Source organism: Rhizobium ecuadorense (genome assembly GCF_001187535.1).
GTDB lineage: Bacteria > Pseudomonadota > Alphaproteobacteria > Rhizobiales > Rhizobiaceae > Rhizobium > Rhizobium ecuadorense.
The window spans coordinates 1-20,225 of record NZ_LFIO01000203.1; the positions used below are offsets into that span (position 1 = coordinate 1).

Here is a 20,225-nt window from a genome sequence, read left to right on the forward strand (position 1 = left end):
TTTTCCAAGTCAACACACCAAACCAAAGTTTTTTGACATTTTTGTAACAGGTTGATTCGGCAAGCATTTTTCCGCAGACCCTTATCCACAGCCGGCGTTTTCGGAGCAAATTTTCAAAAATTCCTTTACCGCCCGGTCAAAAAATCATCGGAAACCCGCTCTCAACCGGCAAAAGATGATAGGAAAACAGCCGCTTGAGCGAATTTATGGTTAACGACGGATGAACGTGCTTCTGGCCGCAGGCTTTAAATTTCCGTCACAAATCAATGGCGGACATTTCGGAACCTATCGCCGTCTGGAGTGTTGTCTTTCCCATTGAAGGAAGGAGACCGATATGGCTGCCAACACCGATGATATCAGAGCATCTGTCAGCAAGGACATCGCCGCACTCCAACAGGAAGTCTCGCGCCTGCAGAAGATGATTTCCGCTCAAGGCGCCGAAGCCTATTACGAAGTGCGCGGCCGCGCCGGCAAGGCTTATGATGAGGCCTTGCCCCGCGCCAAGAATGCCGTCGCCCAGATCAAGGCCGAAGGGGCCGCTGCTGCCGGCGCTGCCCGCGAGCATCCGACCGCAGCGACAACTGCGCTGGTGCTTGCAGGCGCCATTGGCTTCCTCGCCGGCTATCTGCTTTCCGCCAGCTCACAGCCGCAGCCACGCCATTGGTGGCGCTAGGGCCTGCCGGATCCGTTGAAAAATCATATTTTTACGCACCCGCCGATCCGTTTTTCGGCAGGTGCGTAAATGCTTATGTCTTAGAAAAACCAATTTTTAATGCAAGCAAGGGACCATAAAAAACGAAAGGGAGGACAGCATGGAAAACAAGAGGGCCAATTGCATCATTGAAGTCAGCGTCGATGGCGTCAACGGCCGTTACGCGGTCGGCATCATGAATATGCGTCAGGCACTCGACCTGCCCGAAATGCCAAGTCTGTCGTACACGCATCCGGACCCGGTCAAGGCCGCCGCCGGTATCGTTGTCAGCCGCAAGGAACTTGCCGGCTTCATGGCCTGCCGCTGAGCCAGCGCAACCCCACCATGCCAGAACGGCGCTTTTCACCAAAGCGCTGACGTTCTTTTACAGCATCTCTTCCCCTCGGTTTTTCTTTGCCTTGCTGGCATCCTTGCGTCGTTCATGCCAAGTAGAGGGCATGAAGGCAGCATAAGGACCGCAAATGAGGGAACGGCGCCCATCGTATAAAACGCGCGATCGGACAAAGCCCGCCGACGGTGCCGCGGCCAAGCGGGTCACCCTCCCCCGTGCTCTTTCCAAGCTTGGTTATTGCTCCCGAACCCAGGCCGAGCGGCTGATCGGCGAAAGTCGCGTTGCCGTCGACGGCCGCACCATCAACGATACCTCCGCCTGGGTCGACCTTGCTACGGCCAAGATCAGCGTCGACGGTCTCGTCATTGCCGCCGAAGCGAAAATCTATCTGATGCTCAACAAGCCGCGCGGGCTCGTCACCACCCGCGACGATCCCGAAGGCAGGCCGACGGTCTATGATTGTCTCAGGAATTTCGACATCCCGCATCTCTCCCCGGTCGGCCGGCTCGACAAGGCGAGCGAAGGCCTGCTGCTTTTCACCAACGACACGGAATTCGCCCAGATCCTGCTCGATCCGATCACGCATGTGACGAAGACCTATCATGTCCAGATCGACGGCATCATGGGCGACGAGGGCATCGCCGCCATGACATCGGGCATCCGTCACGACGGTGAATTGCTGACGGCGACCGCCGCGCGGCGCTTGCGCCAGGGCGACCGCAATTCATGGATCGAGGTCGAACTCGTCGAGGGCCGCAACCGTCAGATCCGCCGCATGCTGGAGGCGCTCGGAACCGAGTGCCTGCGCCTCGTGCGCGTCGCAATCGGCGGGCTCGAACTCGGCGAACTGCCGAAAGGCGCCGTGCGTGCGCTGACCGAGGCGGAGTTACAAGCGTTGCGCCGGAAAACCGGGGTTGAGAGGACAAGACGCAATTGACGGATGGGGCTGGCATGGCGCCGCATGATTTCTGGCAGGAGTTTCATCCGCCCGGCACCTTTGCCGCCGCCGGCGAGTTCACCTCCTTCTATGTCGCTGTGTTGGAAGACGGACGCCAGCTTCGCCTGCCGATCCGCGTGTTGGCGGATGGTGAACATGCCCTCGCCTCGCTGATCGTCAACCAGGCGAGCTTCGCCGTGCTCGATACCTTGGCCGAAAGCCTCGCCGAAAAGATCAGGCCGATGTGCATCGATGTCGTCGCCGGCCTGCCGACACTCGGCCTGACGCTTGCCGCCGCGGTGGCGCAGAAGCTCGGCCACCACCGTTATGTTCCGCTCGGCACCTCGCGCAAATTCTGGTACCGCGACGAGCTTTCCGTCGCCCTGTCCTCGATCACCACGCCGACACAGCAGAAGCGCCTCTATATCGATCCGCGCATGCTGCCGCTGCTGATCGGACGGCGCGTCGCGCTGATCGATGACGTCATATCCAGCGGCGCCTCGATCACGGCCGGCCTTCACCTGCTGATGGGCTGCGGCATCGAACCGGCCGCCATCGGTGCGGCGATGCTGCAATCGGATCGCTGGCGCGAAAGCCTGGCGGCCACCGGACCGCAATGGATCGCGCGCACCGTCGGCGTTTTCGCAACTCCTATTCTGGAGCGGAACGCAACCGGTCGGTGGACCCCATCGGCTTGACGAGAGACTTGAGAATTGTTCAATCTTTGCCTGAAGGAACCTCTGTACAGCGCATGAGGAACGATTACAGTTCGCCTCGTCGATGAAACACCGGGCCCACGCATGACGTTCGAGCAAGCATCCCTGCTGATCCTTCTGCTGGCGATGCTCGTTCTTTTCTCACTCGATCGCTTCCGCATCGAGGTGATTTCGATCGCCGGTCTGCTCGCCGGCTATGCGCTCGGGCTTTATCCAGCCGACCAGATCTTCACCGGCTTTGCCAGTCCCGTCGTGGTCACGGTCGTCGAGATCCTGCTGATCGTCCAGGTGCTGGCGCGCGCCAGGCTCTTCGACAATCTCGCGGCCCGTTTCGCGGCCGCAGGCCCGTCGGGCTTCCAGGTCATAGCAGGCACCTCTTCGCTTGCCGGTTTCATCTCCATCTTCATGAACAATATCGGCGCCTTTGCGATCACCCTGCCGGTGGCGCTGCGGCTCGGCACGGCGCTGACGATTCCCCGCCGCCAGCTCGTCATGCCGGTCGCGTTTGCAGCCCTGCTCGGCGGCCTCGTCTCGCTGATCGGCACCCCGGCCAACCTGCTCGTCAGCGACGCGCTCGCCAAGGCGACCGGAGCCGGCTTTCGCTTCTTCGATTTCGCCTATGTCGGCCTGCCGGTCGCAATCGCCGGCATTCTGCTCATCGCCTTTCGTGTGCAGCGGCTGTTTCCAGAGCCCGACGAGGCGCCGGCGGCGATCTCACCGGCCAAGCGCCGCATCGTCGTGGAGCGTCGCGTCCCTGACGGGTCGCCGCTGATCGGCGTCCGGCTTTCCGATTGTCCCTCGCATTTCGGCATCAAGCCGCATGCGCTGATCCGCGGCGAGAATTTCGTCTTCGGTCCGCTCGATCAGTCGGTGATCGAAGCCGGCGACATGCTGCTCGCCGAAGGCGACGATACCGTCTTTGCCGGCCTTGCCGCCGCGCAGGCGCTGATCGCCGATATCAATCCGCATGGCCTGCAGCCGGATTTTTGCCGCGTCGAAGCCGTCGTCATGCCGGAAAGCACGCTGGTCGGTTCGCGCATCCGCTCGCTCGAAATCTTTCACAGCCGCGGCGTCGCGGTCATCGCTCTTTCCATGCGCGCGCCACGCATCGAGGGCCGTTTCCTCGACCTGCAGCTGTCGATCGGCGATATATTGACGCTCGAAGGGCCGCGCATGGCGATCGCCGAAGCGCTTGAAGAAAGCGAGTGCCTGCCGCTCGCTTCGGCTGCTTCGAGCGACCCGGCCTCGCTCTCCTGGCGGCCCTTCTCGCTCTTTGCCTGCGGCATCGCCGCATCTGCCGCCGGCCTGCGTCCCGACGTCGCCTTTGCCGGCGTCGTGCTCGTGCTCGCTTTGCTCAATCATCTGAATATCCGCCAGGCGATGGCCGATCTCAACTGGCCGATCATTATCATGCTGGCGGCGATGATTCCGATCGGTCAGGCAGTGGCAACCACCGGGGCAGCCGAAACCACTGCCGGTTGGCTAAGCCTCGTCGTGCCGATCACCCGCCCGCTCTTCGGCATCGCTCTCATCCTCTTCCTCGCCATGGCGCTGACGCCCTTCGTCAACAATGCGACGGTCGCAATCATCCTGGCCCCGATCGCACTGGAATTCGCGAAAGCCGGCAGCCACGCCCCGGACGCCTATCTGATCGCCGTCGCCGCCGGCGCCTCGCTGGATTTCCTGACGCCCTTTGGCCATCACAACAACACGCTGGCAATGGGCATCGGCGGCTACCGCTTCGGTGACTTCCTGCGCGTCGGCTGGCCGCTTGCCGTCACAAGTTATGGCCTCGCTCTGTTTCTCCTGGCTCTGTTCTGGCTGTGATACGATAGTTGGGGCCACCTTGACTTCCCGGCGATGACTACAGCGCCGCGCGTCTTTCAGACGCGCAAAGGACGCTGTAGCACTTTGAGTGCTGCATAATTCCTTAAATCGATTCCGATTTAAGGAATTATGCAGTAGAGCAGGAAGCCTTTACCCAATCACAAGGACAGTCTAGCGCCGTGCGAATCCTATCCGAAGCCCATTTCCCGGAACTGCCGAACTATTATCGCGGCAAGGTGCGCGAGAACTACGATCTTCCGGACGGACGCCGCATCATCATCAGCACCGACCGGCTGAGCGCTTTCGACCGCATCCTCACCTGCATTCCTTATAAGGGCCAGGTGCTGACGCAGACGGCGCGCTACTGGTTCGAGGCGACGAAGGACATCTGCCCGAACCATGTTCTCGACTATCCCGATGCCAATGTCGTCATCGGCAAGCGGCTCGACATTCTGCCGGTCGAAATCGTTGTGCGCGGTTATCTCGCCGGTACCACCGGCACCTCGATCCTGACGCTCTATAAGAAGGGTGAGCGCGAGATGTACGGCATGCACCTGCCCGACGGCATGCGCGACAACCAGATCCTGCCCGAACCCGTCATCACCCCGACCAGCAAGGAATTCGACGGCGGCCATGACGAGCCGCTGACGCCTGCCGAAATCGTCTCGCGCGGCCTGCTGACCAGGCAGCAGTGGGAAACCCTTTCGCGATACGCGCTCGCACTCTTTGCCCGCGGCCAGGAAATGGCGGCCAAACGCGGCCTGATTCTCGTCGACACCAAATATGAATTCGGCACCGACGCCGACGGCAACATCATCCTCGCCGATGAGATCCACACGCCCGACAGCAGCCGCTATTGGCTTGCCGAAAGCTATCCGGCAAGTTTTGCCGCCGGGAAACGCCCGGAAAGTTTCGACAAGGATTTCGTCCGCGCCTGGGTGGCGGAACGCTGCGACCCGTATAAGGACGAGATCCCCGAGATCCCCACCGAACTGATCGAACAAACCTCGGCCGTCTACATCAGGGCCTATGAGGCGATCACCGGCGAGCGCTTTGTTCCCGACGACAGCGGCGAGACGCCGCTTGCCCGCATCCGGCAGAACCTCGCCCCGCACTTCCCCTGAGATGGCGGCGCGCGAAAGCCGCCGGCCAATCATCGGCTTGCGGCATTTCGTGCAATCGCGCTAACATCAGCCAAAAGGATCGGGCCCGGCCCGGCGGGGGACGGATGGCAAGAAGGCCGAGACGCAAGGCCGAGGAAACGCGGGAGGATATCCTCTCCATGGCGGAGACGTTGTTTCGCCAGCGCGGCTATGTGGCAGTGTCGATCGCCGACATCGCCGGGGCGCTTCACATGTCCCCGGCCAATGTCTTCAAGCATTTCCGTTCCAAGGTCGCGCTGATCGATGCGATCGCCGGACGCCATCTCGACAACGCCACCGAGCGTTTCGCAGCCTTCGACCAGGACCTGCCGCCGAAAGAGCAATTGCTCCGCTTCGTTCTGCGCCTGCTGGAAGGCCATCTGCAGGACATCCAGAAAAACCCCTACATCTTCGAAATGGTGCTTTCGACGGTCGAAGCCAAACTCGAGGCCGGCAACCGCTATCGCGCCCGTATCGAAGAGAAGCTCGGCGGGATCATCCTCGAGGGCATGGCGGAGGAACGCTACCATTGCCGCGATCCGAAAAGCGCGGCACACACCGTCGCAGACGTGTTGACCTGTGTGCTGCACCCCATCCTGATCGTCCGCGACGACAAGGAAACGCTGGTGCGCCGCGCCGAGGACATCGTGGATTTCGTCGATGCCGCACTGCAAAATAACGCTTGCTAAGTGACGATTGCTGACTTACGTCACTTCGTAAAGCTTTTGTTAAATTCGGATGATGGCATTTGAAGCCGAACCAATCCTAACGCTTATATAAGCCTGCGCTCGGCGGAGCCGAGCCCGTGGATCGAACGGCCATTGCCCCGTACAGGGAATTCAGAATGATACGGCGTGTCCTCCTCATCTCCTCGGTGCTGGCGTTCGGCGCGTTGCTCGCAGCCTGCAGCGACAACGCCGGCAAGCCCGCCGGCAATGCGGGCGCTGGCGCGACCCAGCAGGCCTCGCCGGTCGGCGTAATCACGCTGAGAAAGGGCAGTTTCCCAGTCACCACCATCCTTCCCGGCCGCGCCGAGACCTTCCAGACGGCCGATATCCGCCCACAGGTGAGCGGCCTCATCCGCGAGATCGCCTTTAAGGAAGGCGGCGAGATCAAGAAGGGCGACCTTCTCTACCAGATCGAGGATGCCCCCTATATCGCCGCCGTCGAGCAGGCCAAGGCGGCAATCTCCAAAGCCGAGGCGAGTGTGCCGAGCGCGGAAAGCAATCTCGATCGCTACCAGCGCCTGGTCGGCAGCGGCGCCACCCAGATCGAATTCGAAACCGCCAAGACGACGCTGCTCCAGGCCAAGGCCGAAGTCGAATCGGCGAAAGCAGCACTGTCCGCCGCGCAGATCGACCTCGACCACACTAGGATCATCGCGCCCTTCGACGGCATCAGCGACCAGACGGCCTATAATGTCGGCAACGTCGTCTCGGCCAACCAGACGACGGCGCTGACGACGATCCGCCAGCTCGATCCGATCTATATCTCGTTGACCGAGTCGAGCACCAACCTCTTGAAGCTGCGCGATGCGATGGCCGCCGGCGACATCAAGGGGGCAGCCAATGTCGTCTTCCACCTCATCCTCGAAGACGGCAAGGAATACAATCAGCAGGGCAAGCTCGACATGTCCAAGCAGGTGGTCAGCGAGACCACAGGCACCTTCATCATCCGCGTGCTCTTTCCCAATCCCGACCGTATCGTACTGCCCGGCATGTATGTCCGGGCAACCGTCGAGCTCGGTTCAGAAGAGGGTTATGCGCTGCCGCAGCTGGCGACGAGCCGTGACGCCAACGGCCGGCTGACGGCACAGTTCGTTTCCGCCGACGGCAAGGTCGAAACCCGCGCTTTCGAAAACAGCTCGCCCTCCAATAATTCCTGGCTCGTCACCGAAGGCATCAAGGACGGCGATCAGCTGATCGTCAGCGGCCTGCAATCGATCACGTCAGGCATGCCGGTGAAACCGGTTCCGATGAAGATCACCGACAATGGCGTGGTCGTGGCTGCCGAGCAGCCCGCGGCCGGTGACGCAGAGAAGCCCGCAGCGAAATAGCTTCGAGCCCGCATCGTCACCGTCTCAGCCGCACAGGAACAACCGATGGCCAAGTTTTTCATCCGACGTCCGATTTTCGCCTGGGTCATTGCGATCACCATCATGCTCGCCGGCCTGCTGGCGATCTTCACCCTGTCGATCTCGCAATATCCCGACATCGCCCCGACAACGGTCCGCATCAACGCCACCTATCGGGGCGCGAGTGCAGAGACCGTCGAGAAATCGGTGACGACGATCATCGAGGACGGCATGACGGGCCTCGACGATCTAACTTACATGACCTCGACCTCGTCGACGGGTTCGGCCAGCATCCAGCTGACCTTCGGAACGAGCGCCGACCCTGATATCGCTCAGGTGCAGGTGCAGAACAAGTTGCAGCTGGTTCAGTCGCAGCTTCCTGGTGATGTCATCGATGCCGGCATCAGCGTCACCCGCTCGACGTCGAGCATCCTTCTCGTCGGCTCGCTTGTTTCCACCGACGGCAAGCGCAACTCGGTCGACCTCGGCAATATCCTGTCGACCTCGATCGAGGATCAGATCCAACGCCTGGAAGGTGTCGGCAGCATCAACGTCTTCGGTTCGGGATACGCCATGCGCGTCTGGCTCGATCCCTTTAAGCTCTTGAAATATCAGTTGACGCCGAGCGACGTCACCGCCGCCATCCAGGCGCAGAACACCCAGGTCTCGGTCGGTTCGCTCGGCGCCCAGCCGGCGGTCCCCGGCCAGCAGATCAACGTCACCATCACCGCGCAAAGCCAGCTGACCACCGTCGCCGATTTCGAGCACATCATTCTGAAGGTCGAAAAGGATGGCGCGACGGTGCGTTTGAGCGACGTCTCGCGCATCGAGATCGGCCAGGAAAGCTATGGCGGCAATTCGCGCTACAACGGCCAGCCCTCGACCGGTTTTGCCGTCAACCTGGCGATCGGCGCCAACGCCATCGATACCGCCGCCCGCGTGCGCTCGGCGCTCGATGTCATCGGCCGCGGCCTGCCCGCAGGTGTCGAAATCACCTATCCCTACGACACGACACCCTTCGTCGAGCTGTCGATCGAGAAGGTCGTGCACACGCTGATCGAGGCGATCGTGCTCGTTTTCGTCGTCCTCCTCATTTTCCTGCAGAACCTGCGGGCGACGCTGATCCCGACGATTGCCGTTCCGGTGGTGCTGCTCGGCACCTTCGGCGTGCTGGCGGTCACCGGCTACTCGATCAATACCTTGACGATGTTCGCCATGGTGCTGGCGATCGGCCTTCTCGTCGACGACGCCATCGTCGTCGTCGAAAACGTCGAACGCATCATGTCCGAAGAAAAGCTTTCGCCGCTCGAGGCGACGGAAAAATCGATGGGCGAGATCACCGGCGCCATCGTCGGCATCGCGCTCGTGCTGACCGCCGTCTTCATTCCCATGGCCTTCTTCGGCGGCTCCACCGGGATCATCTATCGCCAGTTTTCGATCACGATTGTCTCGGCCATGCTGCTGTCGGCGCTCGTCGCCCTCGTGCTGACGCCAGCCCTTTGCGCCACGATGCTAAAGCCGGTCGGCGAACACAGGAAGCACCGCGTCGGCGACTGGTTCAACCGCAATTTCACGCGCTCGACCAACAGCTATGTCGGCACCATCGGCTATCTGTTGAAACGGCCGATCCGGGTCATGCTGGTCTTCCTGCTCGTCGGCGCCGGCTGCGCCTATCTCTTCACCCGCCTGCCGAGTTCCTTCCTGCCGCAGGAAGACCAGGGCGTGCTGCTGACCATCGTCACCACGCCGCCGGGCTCGACCACCCAGCAGACCCAGGCGGTCGTCGAGAAGGTCGAGAAATATTATCGTGAAAACGAAAAGGATGCGGTGGAATCCGTGTTCGGCGCCCTCGGCTTCGGCTTCAACGGCTCCGGCCAGAACAGCGCCATCGTCTTCACCAAGCTCAAGGATTTTGCAAAGCGCACCGATCCCAAGCTCAGCGCCCAGTCGGTCGTCAACCGTGCGCTCGGCAATTTCTTTGCGATCCGCGAGGCGCAGGTCTTTGCACTTCTGCCGCCTGCGATCCAGGGTCTCGGCGTATCGAGCGGCTTCTCCATGTACCTCGTCGATACCGGCGGCCATGGCAACGACGCCCTGACGGCCGCCTCCAAGCGGCTGATCCAGATGGGCAATACTTCGGGCAAGATCGTGGCGCTGCGCAGCAGCAACAAGGAAGTCGAGCCACAGATGCGAATCGTGCTCGATCAGGAGAAGATCGGCGCCATGGGCGTCGACATCGCCTCGGTCAATTCGATGCTGTCGATCATCTTCACCGGCCGCGACGTCAACGACTTCACCCTGAACGGCGAGATCAAACCGGTCTACGTCGAGGGCGATGCTCCCTTCCGCATGCAGCCTGACGATCTCAACCACTGGTACGCCCGCAACAATGACGGCGAGATGGTGCCCTTCTCCGCCTTTACCAAGACGGAATGGGTGAAGGGTGCGCCCTCGCTTGCCCGCTTCAACGCCGTCAGCGCCATTCCGCTCGACGGAGCTTCCGCGCCTGGGGTTTCCTCCGGCGATGCGATGAACGAAATGGAAGCGCTGACCGAACAGCTCGGCGGCGGCTATACGGTCGCCTGGCAGGGCATCTCCTATCAGGAGCGCCTTTCCGGTTCGCAGGCGCCGATGCTCTATGCGATCTCCGTTCTCGTCGTCTTCCTCTGCCTGGCAGCGCTTTATGAAAGCTGGTCGATCCCCTTCTCGGTGATCATGGCGGTGCCTGTCGGCATTCTCGGGGCGCTGACGGCAGCGACCTTGTTCGGTCAGGCAAACGACGTCTATTTCAAGGTCGGCCTGCTCACGACCATCGGGCTGGCGGCGAAGAACGCGATCCTCATCGTCGAATTTGCCAAGGACCGCATGGAAAGCGGCATGGGCCTCTACGAAGCGACCCTTGAGGCAGCGAGATTGCGCCTGCGGCCGATCATCATGACCTCGCTGGCTTTCATTCTCGGTGTCGTGCCGCTGGCAATTGCGACAGGCGCGGGTTCGGCGGCACAGAACGCCATCGGTATCGGCGTTCTCGGCGGCATGCTGGCGGCAACGATGCTCGGAATTTTCTTCGTACCGTCTTTCTTCGTCGTCATTCGACGCATCTTTGCCACACGCGGCAAAAATGCGGCGGGAGTGTGATATAAATGCACTGTGATAATGCTGTTCCGATTGCTACATTGCGCCCGACTGCTTCGGAATGGTGTTTTTGGTAAACGAGGCGCGGCGGCCGATAGTGAAGCATGAAGCTTCGGACAAGAATTGACTTGCTCGAGTACAGGATGAAATGAATGGTATCTCTTCGTTTTGCCGCCACACCGGCATTGCTGTTATTATTGTCGGGTTGCGTTGTTGGCCCGGATCATGCTCCTCCTGAGATGCCGCTGCCCGCCAAATTCGGAGAGGGCGGAACAAAGAGTGTAGGCGATGTTGCTACCGCAGCCTGGTGGACCGCCTTCAACGACCCCAAACTGAATGGCTATGTCCAGGCCGGCCTCGACCAGAACCTGAGCGTCCAGCAGGCGATCGAACGCATCAATGCGGCCTCCGCCAACGTCACCACCGCCGGCGCCGGCGGCCTGCCGAACCTGACGGTCGGCGGCTCGCATACGGTCAGCGGCCAGAGGGGCGAACTGCGCACGCAGTTCGACACACGCAACACCAGTGCCGGCGACGTCCAGCTGAGCTGGCTGCTCGATCTCTTCGGCCTCTACAAGCGCAGCACCGAGAGCGCGCTCGCTTCGCTCGATTCCGCCTATGCATCCGCCGATGTCGCCAAGCTGACCCTGGTGCAGGATCTCGTCTCGAGCTATATCGACGTTCGCTACTATCAGCAGCGCCTGGCGCTTTCGAGGGCCAACCTGAAGTCTCGCCAGGAAACCTACGAGCTGACCAAGTTCCAGCTTGAAGCCGGCGCCGCCTCGCGTCTTGACGTCGTCCAGGCCGAAGGCTTGGTACAATCGACGCTCGCCGAAATTCCAGGCCTCGAAACCAACATCCGCATATCGGCCCATCACATTGCCACGTTGCTCGGCCTGCCGGCCTCGGCCCTCGTCGACGAATTGCTGAAGGGCCACGGACAGCCGGTGTTCCGGGGCGGCATCAATTCCGGCATCCCGGCCGACCTGATCCGCAACCGTCCCGACGTTCGCGTAGCGGAGCGCGATCTCGCCGCGGCAACGGCCAATATCGGTGTTGCCCAGGCGCAGCTTTATCCGAGCATCTCGCTCAGCGGTTCGATCTCGCCGTCCTACATCAACCAGCGCGGCATCCATGGCGGCCTGACGCCGTGGTCATTCGGTCCAACCCTCAACCTGCCGATCTTCGATGGCGGCCGCCTGCGCGCCAACGTCAAGTCTGCACAGTCCGACGCCGCGACCGCCTACCTCAACTGGAAATCGACGGTGCTGACCTCCGTCGAGCAGGTTGAGAACGCGCTCGCCGCTGTCCGGCGTGACGCCCGCACGGTTTCTGCACTCCAGGCCCAGGTGAAGACCACGCAGGAAACCCTGGAACTGTCGACTGCATCTTACAAGGACGGCGCCTCTTCGTTGCTCGACGTTCTCGACGCGCAACGCCAGGTTTCGCTCGCCCAGGCAAGCCTTGCCCAGGCAGTTCAGCAGATGGCTAAGGACTATGTCTCCCTCAACATCGCGGTCGGCGGCGGCTACGCCCCCGGCGGCAAGGCCACCGTGGCCAACACCACTGTCGTGGTGAAGCCGGCCAAGACCTGATCGGCCGCCTTGCGTCGTATGGACATACACAGCCCCGCGATCGTCTCGCGGGGCTTTTTCATGTCGGCCGAATTTGTATCGCGGATAAAGCGCGATAAGATGAATTGGGATTCGACAAGCGAAAAGAGCTGAGGTAAAGCTCTGATTAAACGATTAATCAGGCGTCGTCGATCATGGCTTCATCGCGTTCGGGACCGAACCTCAGCAGGATAGCGACGTCGCTCGGCGTCTCGGTCGCCACGGTCTCCAATGCGCTATCAGGCAAGGGCCGCGTCTCCGGCCAACTGGTCGAAAGGATTCGCGAGCATGCGGCCGAGCTCGGTTACGTCCCGAGCCAGGCCGGGCGGGCGCTGCGGACCGGCCGCAGCGGCGTTCTCGGACTGGTGCTGCCCGACATCGCCAATCCGCTCTTTCCCAAGATCGCCCAGGCGATCGAATTCGCCGCTTCTGCCGCCGGTTACGGTGTGCTGATCGCCGATTCCCGCGGCGATGTCGCCGCCCAGACCGAGGCCATTAATCGGCTCGTCGAACGTGGCGTCGATGGCATGGTCATCATTCCCCGCCGCGCCACCCGCATTTCCTCCGCCGCCTGTCCAATCGCCGTCATTGATACCCCTTCGACGCCGGGCAACACCGTTTCCGCCGACCATTGGCAAGGCGGCCGTGAAATCGCCGGCCATCTTGCCGGCCTCGGCCATCGCCGCATCCTCATCATCGGCAACAATCAGGAATCCAGCGTCCAGAACGACCGCGTCGGTGGCATCCGCTCCGGTCTGCACTCCGGCATGCATGCTGAAACCCTGTGGATCGACAAGCTGGAGCGGGATGGGGGCAGCGGCTGTCCGCTTGGACTCGCCGAAAGAGTGAGGCAGGGGTTCTCCGCTTTCGCGGCCCTCTCCGATCTGCAGGCGCTGCGTGCGCTGACGGAGCTACAGCAGGCCGGCGTCAACATTCCAGCCGATGTCAGCGTCACCGGCTTCGACGACCTCATCTGGTCGCCCGTCGTCACGCCGTCGCTTACGACGGTTCGCATGGACATGGACACTATTGCCGGGATTGCCGTGTCGGCGCTGGCGGATGCCATAAGAGCAAACAGCATCCGGCAGGGCGTGCTCGTTACCGCTGAGATCGAGCGCGTCGCCATGCAGCTGATCGTCCGCCAATCATCCGGGCCCGCGAACCCGGCATCAAAAACCTCAGAGATGGAGAACATGTAAGATGAAAAAAGCTCTCATTGCCTCGGCAGCACTCGCCGCACTGTCTCCGCTCGGAGCAGCCGCAGCGGACCGGACGCTGACCATTTCCGTCTATGCCTTTGCGCAGGACGATTTCAAGACGCTGGTCTACGATCCGTTCGAAGCCAAATGCGGCTGCAAGCTCGTGGTCGAGACGGGCAACAGCGTCGAACGCCTGGCCAAGATGGAGGCCAACAAGGCCAATCCTGTCGTCGATCTCGCCGCCGTTTCCATGGCCGATGCACTGGCCGCATCGCGCGCCGGCCTGGTCGACAAGATCGACACCGCTAAGCTCGCTAATTTCGCCAGGCTTTACGACGTCGCCAAGGATCCGAACCGCGACGGCATGAGCGTCGGTTATACCTTTTACGCCACCTCCATCGCCTACCGCTCCGACAAGATGAAGATCGACTCTTGGGCCGATCTCCTGAAGCCGGAATATGTCGGCCATGTCGCCTTTCCGAACGTGACCACCAATCAGGGGCCACCGGCGCTCTATATGCTCGGCCAGGCGCTCGGCAAGGACACGCCGGATCTGAAGGGACCGATCGAAGCACTGGGCGAGAAGAAGGACGACATCGTCACCTTCTACGAAAAATCCTCGCAGCTCGTACAGCTGATGCAGCAGGAAGAGATCTGGGCAGCGCCGATCGGTCGCTTCTCCTGGGCAGGCTTCACCAAGCTCGACGTCCCGGTCGCCTGGGCGACGCCGAAAGAGGGGCAGACCGGCGGCATGAACGTGCTGGTGCTGACCAAGGGGTCGAAGAACCAGGATCTCGCCTTGCAGTTCATGGATTTCTGGCTTTCGACCGAGATCCAGACCAAGCTCGCCGAAAAGCTGGTCGACAGCCCCGCCAACAGCGAGGTCAAGCTGTCCGAAGCCGCCGCCAATAATCTGACCTATGGCGATGAAACCGCCAAGAGCCTCAAGCTGATCCCTTCGGCCGTCGCCCTCGACAATCGCGCCGGCTGGCTGAAAACCTGGAACGAAAAGGTCGGCCAGTAAGGCCTGAATGAGAACCGGTCGCGGCAGCTCTGCCGGGACCATCCTCTGTCCGCTCGAAAGGCGCCTCATGTTCCAGAACCGCGCAGAAGCCCTGGCGCTGGCCTTGCCGGCAGCGGTCTTTGCGACCGTGGTCTTCCTGCTACCCGTCGCGATCCTGCTGTCGGAGGGCTTCCGGGCCGGCGGCGGCTGGACACTGTCGGCCTATGCCGGTTTCTTTTCCGAGACGCTGAACCGCACCGTTTTCCTGCGCAGCTTCCGGCTCGGCCTCGAAGTCACCGCCGTCTCGGCGGTTATCGGTTATGCCGCGGCCTTCGCCATCGTCAACCTGCCGGCGAAGGGCAAGGGGCGCATGATCGGCCTCGTCACCCTGCCGCTGATGATCTCGCCGGTGGCGCGCACCTATGCCTGGATCGTCATTCTCGGCCGCACCGGCATCGTCAACCAGGCGATAACGGGCCTCGGCCTCAGCGCCGAGCCGCTGCGGCTGCTGTTCACCGAAACCGCCGTCTTCATCGGTCTCCTGCAGCTCTTTCTGCCGCTAATGATCCTTTCCTTGATCAGTGCGCTCGAAAACATGCCGAAGGATGCGATTCCCGCGGCCCGCGTGCTTGGCGCCAACTGGTTCCAGGTCTTCTGGAAGGTCATCCTGCCGCTGACCAGGGAAGGCCTCGTCGTCGGCGGCACGCTTGTCTTCACCGGATCGCTGACCGCCTATATCACCCCTGCCGTGCTTGGCGGCTCGAAGGTGCTGATGCTGGAAACGCTGCTGTATCAGCAGGTCTCCGTCGCCAATGATTTCGTCTCGGCAAGCGTCATCGCCTTCATTCTGATCATCATGAGCTTTGCCGCCAATATCCTGTTGAAACGGCTTGCGACGGCGAGGAGCCGCCGATGACCCTGCGCCTGTTTTCGCCCATCGTGCTTTTCCTGCTGCTGGTCTTTCTGATCGGTCCCTTCCTGATCATTATCGCCGCTTCGCTGTCGGCAGGCGATACGCTGGCCTTCCCGCCGCAGGGACTGTCGCTGCGCTGGGTGATGAAGGTGTTTACCGTCGAGAGTTTCCGCGACAGTTTCGCCATGTCGATGTTCCTTGCGGTCTTTGGAACGCTCGCAGCCCTCGTCCTCGGTATCCCGGCCGCCTATGCCCTGTCGCGCTACCGGTTGCCCGCGGCAGAAACCGTCCGCACCATCGTCTCGCTGCCGATCATCGTGCCCGGCATCATCGTCGGCCTGGCGCTCTTGCGTTATCTCGTCGTGCCCTTCCGCTTCAACATCTCGCTCGCGCTCTTCTTTGCCCACACCGCCCTCGTGCTGCCCTATGCCGTGCGCGTCGTCTCGGCGAGCCTCGACAATCTGCGCTCGGATATCGAGGAGGCCGCCGTCCTGCTCGGCTCCTCCAGGCTCGGCGCCTTCTTCCGTGTAGTGATGCCGAATATCCGCGGCGGCATTCTCGCCGCCTTCATCCTCGGCTTCGTCACCAGCTTCAACCAAGTGCCCGTCTCCCTCTTCCTCTCCGGCCCCGGTGTGCGGACGCTACCGATCGACATGCTGGGCTACATGGAAACCACCTACGACCCCTCCATTGCGGCGCTCTCCGCCCTTCTCGCCTTTCTCTCGATCGGCATCGTCTTCCTCGCCGAACGTTTCCTGGGATTCTCGCGTTATGTCTGATGCCTATCTTCAACTCGACAAGCTGACGCTTGCCTATGGCGATACAGTCGCGGTGAGGGAGCTCGACCTTACGATCGGCAAAGGTGAACTCGTCGCCCTTCTCGGCCCTTCCGGCTGCGGCAAGACGACGACGATGCGCGCCATCGCCGGCCTGCTGACGCCCGCCTCCGGCCGCATCAGCCTCGACGGCGCCGATATCACCCGCGTCTCCGCCAACAAGCGCGCCGTCGGCCTCGTCTTCCAGTCCTACGCCCTCTTCCCGCATCTGACGGTCTATGAGAACGTCGCCTTCGGTCTGCGCCTCAGGCGCATCTCGGGCGCCGATCTCGACGCCCGCGTCGGCGCCGGCCTCAAATCGGTCGGCCTCTCGGCCTTCGCCGGTCGCAAGCCCGCCGAACTCTCCGGCGGCCAGCAGCAGCGCGTGGCCCTCGCCCGCTCGATGGTGATGGAGCCGAAGGTGCTGCTGCTCGACGAGCCGCTCTCCAATCTCGACGCTCGGCTTCGCCTGGAAATGCGCGCCGAATTGCAGCGCGTGCAGAAGGAGACCGGTGTCACCATGATCTTCGTGACCCATGATCAGGTGGAGGCTTTGGCGCTCGCCGATCGCATCGTCGTCATGCTGAACGGCGGCATCGAACAGATCGGCACGCCTGAGGAGATCTACAACAAGCCCGCCTCCGCCTTCGTCGCCGATTTCGTCGGCTTCGAGAATGTCTTTGCGCTGAAAGACGATAAGCTTGCAACGCCGAACGGCCCGGTCGCGCTTTCCGCTCCGGTCCCGGACGCTGCGGCGGGCCTTGCCTGGCGTCCGCGCATGGTGCACCTTGGCTCTGGCCCGTTCCAGGGCACTGTGCGCGGCACCTCCTTTGCCGGCAACACTCGCGAATATCTCCTCGATACGCCGCTCGGGCCGATCAAGGCCGAGATCGACGCAAGCCTGCCGCCGCACGAGATCGGCAGCGCGCTGGCCTTCGATCTGCCGGTTGCCGGCGCGGCCAACCTCAAACGCTTCGGGTGACATCATGGGCGTCTGGATCGACACCGATATGGGCTTCGACGACATTGCCGCCATTCTGGTGGTGGCACAGTCGGAATTCGACATCGACGGCGTATCGCTGGTCTTCGGCAATGCGCCGCTATCGCAGGTGAGAAAAAATGCCGCCGGCGCCGCCAGCGCCTTCGGCTGGAAGTTCCCCATCCACACCGGCCGCGCCATGCCGGTTCTCGGCAAGCTCGAAACCGCCCAGGCGATCCTCGGCGCAACCGGCATTCCGACCATCGACAGGAGCCTGCCGGAGGCCTCAGCCCTTGCCGTAAGCGATGCCTTCGCAGCACTTTGCCGCTGGCTGGAAGGCGAGGGCCAGCACCGCATCCTGGCGCTCGGGCCGCTTACCAATATCGCCGCCGTGGCGCTCGCCCGCCCCGATCTAACCGCCCGCATCGGCGACCTCGTCTGGATGGGCGGCGGTGTCACATCGGGCAACCATACGGCGTCCGCCGAGTTCAACGCGCTCGCCGATCCTGAAGCTCTGTCGATCGTCATCGCCCATGGCCTGCCGCTGCGCATGGTCGATCTCGATCTCTGCCGCAAGGTGCTGGCACGGCCGGAGGATGCCGAGCCGGTGCGCGAGGCCGGCGGCGCCAATGCCGAGCTGATCGCCGATATGTTCTCGGGTTATGTAAGTATCGGCACCAGCCGCGGCCGCCCCGGCATGGCGATCTACGACCCCTGTGCCGCCGTCGCCTTCATCGCTCCTGACATCGTCAGCTTCCGCCCCGCGCGCATCGACGTCGAGCTGCAGGGAACCTTGACCCGTGGCCGCACCGTCGTCGAGACCCGCGCTACGCATGCGACCTTCAACGCAGAATTCGCCGCCGACATCGATGCCGATAGCGCGCGTGCGATCATCCTCGCCGCCCTGGTCAACGAGGCCCGCAAATGAACACCACCCCTCGCCAGGAACCCGCCGATCTCAACGATCCCGCCCTGCGTGCGCGAGCCGTCGCTGCCGCGCGCGGCGATGCCCCCTTCGACATGCTGATTACCGGCGGCCGGCTGCTCGATGCGGTGACGGGCCTGATCCGGGAGGTCGATATCGGCCTCGTCGGCGCGCTGATCGCAAGCGTCCATGCCCCGGCAAGCCGGAACGATGCGGCCGAGATCATCGATGCGGCGGGCAGCATCGCAACACCCGGCCTGATCGACACGCACATGCATGTCGAAAGTTCGATGGTGACACCAGCGGAATATGCGCGTGCCGTGCTGCCGCGCGGCGTCACCACCATCGTCTGGGATCCGCATGAATTCGGCAATGTGCATGGCCTCGACGGCGTGCGCTGGGCTGTAGAGGCGGCACGCTCACCGCCGCTGCGCATGATCCTGCTCGCCCCCTCCTGCGTGCCGTCGGCGCCGGAGCTGGAATTTGCCGGCGCCGATTTCGATGCCGCCGTCATTGCCGAAATGCTGCGTTCCTCCGCCGTCGGCGGCGTCGCCGAAGTCATGAACATGCGCGGCGTCATCGACGGCGATCCGCGCATGAGCGCTATCGTCAATGCCGGCCTTGCCTCCGGTAAGCTCGTCTGCGGTCATGCCCGCGGCCTTGAAGGCGCCGATCTCAACGCCTTCATGGCGGCGGGCGTCACCTCCGACCACGAACTCACCTCCGGCACCGACCTCGCCGCCAAGCTTGCCGCCGGCCTGACGATCGAGCTGCGCGGCTCGCACGACCATTTGCTGCAGGAATTCGTTGAGGTGCTGAACGGTCTCGGCCACCTGCCTCCAACCGTGACGCTCTGCACCGACGACGTCTTTCCCGATGAACTCTATCAAACCGGCGGCCTCGACGATGTCATCCGCCGCTTGGTGCGCTACGGCATGAAGCCGGAATGGGCGCTCCGGGCCGCGACCTTCAACGCCGCTGCGCGGCTGAAGCGCTCCGATCTCGGTCTTATCGCCGCTGGCCGCCGCGCCGACATCGTGCTCTTCGAGGACCTCGAGCAATTCCGGGCGCGGCTGGTCATATCGGGCGGACGCATCGCCGCCCGCAACGGCGGCATGCAGGGTGACATTAAGCAGCTCGATACTGCACCGCTTGAAAATTCGGTGAAGCTCCCGCAATTCGCCGAGGATGATTTCCGCATCCCGTCGAGAGGCGAGCGCGTTCGCGTCGCCACCATCGACCGCCCGCGCTTCACGCAATGGGGCGAGGCGGAGACGGAGGTTAGGGACGGCTTCGTCGTGCCGCCGGCCGGCAGCGCCATGATCGCCGTCGCCCATCGCCACGGCAAGGCCGACGGGACCCCGCGCATCGGCTTCCTCACCGGCTGGAGTGAATGGCGCGGCGCCTTCTGCACCACCGTCTCGCATGACAGCCACAACCTCACCGTCTTCGGCGGCAATGCGCGTGACATGGCGCTCGCCGCCAACGCCGTCATATCAGCCGGCGGCGGCATGGCGGTCGCCAAGGACGGAAAGATCGAGGCGATCTTGCCGCTGCCGCTCTCCGGCCTGGTGACCGGCGCATCGCTGAAGGAAACCGCTTCGGCTTTCGCCGGCATCCGCAAAGCCATGGAAAAAATCGTCGACTGGAAACCGCCTTATCGCGTCTTCAAGGCCTGCTTCGGCGCAACGCTTGCCTGCAATGCCGGCCCGCACCAGACGGACCGGGGGATTGCCGATGTAGTGACGGGAAAGGTGCTGGAAAGCCCGGTGCTGGAGGTTTTGTAAGTTTGGACGCACAGACCGTACTTGCCGTGCAGCCCCCTCATCCGCCCTACGGGCCAAAGGCTCTAGCTGTGAGCTTCCAATAGGTTGTCCATTCGATCCGTACCGGGAAAGCTGAGG

The 20,225-nt window shown here is 62.5% G+C and carries 17 protein-coding genes; all 17 read left to right on the plus strand.

Annotated elements, in window-relative coordinates:
• Positions 1 to 334: 334 nt before the first annotated feature.
• Complete coding sequence (locus AF337_RS04665; protein WP_049731190.1) at positions 335 to 673, plus strand: hypothetical protein; 339 nt, start codon at positions 335 to 337, stop codon at positions 671 to 673.
• A gap of 139 nt (positions 674 to 812) precedes the next feature.
• Positions 813 to 1,019, plus strand: coding sequence for a hypothetical protein (locus AF337_RS04670; protein ID WP_003590425.1), 207 nt, complete (start codon positions 813 to 815; stop codon positions 1,017 to 1,019).
• Positions 1,020 to 1,173: 154 nt separating this feature from the next.
• Entirely contained in the window at positions 1,174 to 1,980 is an 807-nt protein-coding gene (locus AF337_RS04675) for a pseudouridine synthase (RefSeq protein WP_049731191.1), read from the plus strand.
• Between the two features lie 14 nt (positions 1,981 to 1,994).
• Positions 1,995 to 2,678, plus strand: coding sequence for a phosphoribosyltransferase (locus AF337_RS04680; protein ID WP_049731192.1), 684 nt, complete (start codon positions 1,995 to 1,997; stop codon positions 2,676 to 2,678).
• Positions 2,679 to 2,780: 102 nt separating this feature from the next.
• Positions 2,781 to 4,523 (plus strand): SLC13 family permease, encoded by a 1,743-nt coding sequence (locus tag AF337_RS04685; RefSeq protein WP_049731193.1) that lies wholly within the window; start codon positions 2,781 to 2,783, stop codon positions 4,521 to 4,523.
• Between the two features lie 179 nt (positions 4,524 to 4,702).
• Positions 4,703 to 5,647: a phosphoribosylaminoimidazolesuccinocarboxamide synthase gene (locus tag AF337_RS04690; RefSeq protein ID WP_049731194.1), complete on the plus strand. Its 945-nt coding sequence runs from the start codon at positions 4,703 to 4,705 to the stop codon at positions 5,645 to 5,647.
• Positions 5,648 to 5,751: 104 nt separating this feature from the next.
• Positions 5,752 to 6,354 (plus strand): TetR family transcriptional regulator, encoded by a 603-nt coding sequence (locus AF337_RS04695; protein WP_049731195.1) that lies wholly within the window; start codon positions 5,752 to 5,754, stop codon positions 6,352 to 6,354.
• A 155-nt stretch (positions 6,355 to 6,509) separates the two neighbouring features.
• Entirely contained in the window at positions 6,510 to 7,721 is a 1,212-nt protein-coding gene (locus AF337_RS04700; RefSeq protein WP_049731196.1) for an efflux RND transporter periplasmic adaptor subunit, read from the plus strand.
• 45 nt (positions 7,722 to 7,766) lie between these two features.
• On the plus strand, positions 7,767 to 10,877 hold the full coding sequence (locus tag AF337_RS04705) for an efflux RND transporter permease subunit (RefSeq protein ID WP_049731197.1): 3,111 nt from the start codon (positions 7,767 to 7,769) through the stop codon (positions 10,875 to 10,877).
• Between the two features lie 149 nt (positions 10,878 to 11,026).
• Complete coding sequence (locus AF337_RS04710; protein ID WP_049731198.1) at positions 11,027 to 12,469, plus strand: efflux transporter outer membrane subunit; 1,443 nt, start codon at positions 11,027 to 11,029, stop codon at positions 12,467 to 12,469.
• A 173-nt stretch (positions 12,470 to 12,642) separates the two neighbouring features.
• On the plus strand, positions 12,643 to 13,686 hold the full coding sequence (locus AF337_RS04715; protein ID WP_049731199.1) for a LacI family DNA-binding transcriptional regulator: 1,044 nt from the start codon (positions 12,643 to 12,645) through the stop codon (positions 13,684 to 13,686).
• A gap of 1 nt (position 13,687) precedes the next feature.
• Entirely contained in the window at positions 13,688 to 14,710 is a 1,023-nt protein-coding gene (locus AF337_RS04720; RefSeq protein ID WP_049731200.1) for an ABC transporter substrate-binding protein, read from the plus strand.
• A gap of 67 nt (positions 14,711 to 14,777) precedes the next feature.
• Positions 14,778 to 15,605: an ABC transporter permease gene (locus tag AF337_RS04725; protein ID WP_049731205.1), complete on the plus strand. Its 828-nt coding sequence runs from the start codon at positions 14,778 to 14,780 to the stop codon at positions 15,603 to 15,605.
• A complete protein-coding gene (locus AF337_RS04730; RefSeq protein ID WP_049731201.1) occupies positions 15,602 to 16,381 on the plus strand; it encodes an ABC transporter permease in 780 nt (259 codons plus the stop codon). Before AF337_RS04725 ends, AF337_RS04730 begins: the two co-directional genes overlap by 4 nt.
• Positions 16,374 to 17,399, plus strand: coding sequence for an ABC transporter ATP-binding protein (locus tag AF337_RS04735; protein ID WP_049731202.1), 1,026 nt, complete (start codon positions 16,374 to 16,376; stop codon positions 17,397 to 17,399). The genes AF337_RS04730 and AF337_RS04735 overlap by 8 nt, the downstream gene beginning before the upstream one ends.
• 4 nt (positions 17,400 to 17,403) lie before the next feature.
• Positions 17,404 to 18,324, plus strand: a complete 921-nt coding sequence (locus tag AF337_RS04740) for a nucleoside hydrolase (protein ID WP_049731203.1) — start codon at positions 17,404 to 17,406, stop codon at positions 18,322 to 18,324.
• Positions 18,321 to 20,108: an adenine deaminase gene (locus tag AF337_RS04745; protein ID WP_049731204.1), complete on the plus strand. Its 1,788-nt coding sequence runs from the start codon at positions 18,321 to 18,323 to the stop codon at positions 20,106 to 20,108. The genes AF337_RS04740 and AF337_RS04745 overlap by 4 nt, the downstream gene beginning before the upstream one ends.
• The last annotated feature ends 117 nt before the right edge of the window (positions 20,109 to 20,225 follow it).

Excerpts from the sequence above, each read along its gene's own strand:
- AF337_RS04665 (WP_049731190.1), top strand. The coding sequence starts at position 335 with ATGGCTGCCAACACCGATGATATCAGAGCATCTGTCAGCAAGGACATC.
- AF337_RS04670 (WP_003590425.1), top strand. The coding sequence starts at position 813 with ATGGAAAACAAGAGGGCCAATTGCATCATTGAAGTCAGCGTCGATGGC.
- AF337_RS04675 (WP_049731191.1), top strand. The coding sequence starts at position 1,174 with ATGAGGGAACGGCGCCCATCGTATAAAACGCGCGATCGGACAAAGCCC.
- AF337_RS04680 (WP_049731192.1), top strand. The coding sequence starts at position 1,995 with ATGGCGCCGCATGATTTCTGGCAGGAGTTTCATCCGCCCGGCACCTTT.
- AF337_RS04685 (WP_049731193.1), top strand. The coding sequence starts at position 2,781 with ATGACGTTCGAGCAAGCATCCCTGCTGATCCTTCTGCTGGCGATGCTC.
- AF337_RS04695 (WP_049731195.1), top strand. The coding sequence starts at position 5,752 with ATGGCAAGAAGGCCGAGACGCAAGGCCGAGGAAACGCGGGAGGATATC.
- AF337_RS04700 (WP_049731196.1), top strand. The coding sequence starts at position 6,510 with ATGATACGGCGTGTCCTCCTCATCTCCTCGGTGCTGGCGTTCGGCGCG.
- AF337_RS04705 (WP_049731197.1), top strand. The coding sequence starts at position 7,767 with ATGGCCAAGTTTTTCATCCGACGTCCGATTTTCGCCTGGGTCATTGCG.
- AF337_RS04710 (WP_049731198.1), top strand. The coding sequence starts at position 11,027 with ATGGTATCTCTTCGTTTTGCCGCCACACCGGCATTGCTGTTATTATTG.
- AF337_RS04715 (WP_049731199.1), top strand. The coding sequence starts at position 12,643 with ATGGCTTCATCGCGTTCGGGACCGAACCTCAGCAGGATAGCGACGTCG.
- AF337_RS04720 (WP_049731200.1), top strand. The coding sequence starts at position 13,688 with ATGAAAAAAGCTCTCATTGCCTCGGCAGCACTCGCCGCACTGTCTCCG.
- AF337_RS04725 (WP_049731205.1), top strand. The coding sequence starts at position 14,778 with ATGTTCCAGAACCGCGCAGAAGCCCTGGCGCTGGCCTTGCCGGCAGCG.
- AF337_RS04730 (WP_049731201.1), top strand. The coding sequence starts at position 15,602 with ATGACCCTGCGCCTGTTTTCGCCCATCGTGCTTTTCCTGCTGCTGGTC.
- AF337_RS04735 (WP_049731202.1), top strand. The coding sequence starts at position 16,374 with ATGTCTGATGCCTATCTTCAACTCGACAAGCTGACGCTTGCCTATGGC.
- AF337_RS04740 (WP_049731203.1), top strand. The coding sequence starts at position 17,404 with ATGGGCGTCTGGATCGACACCGATATGGGCTTCGACGACATTGCCGCC.
- AF337_RS04745 (WP_049731204.1), top strand. The coding sequence starts at position 18,321 with ATGAACACCACCCCTCGCCAGGAACCCGCCGATCTCAACGATCCCGCC.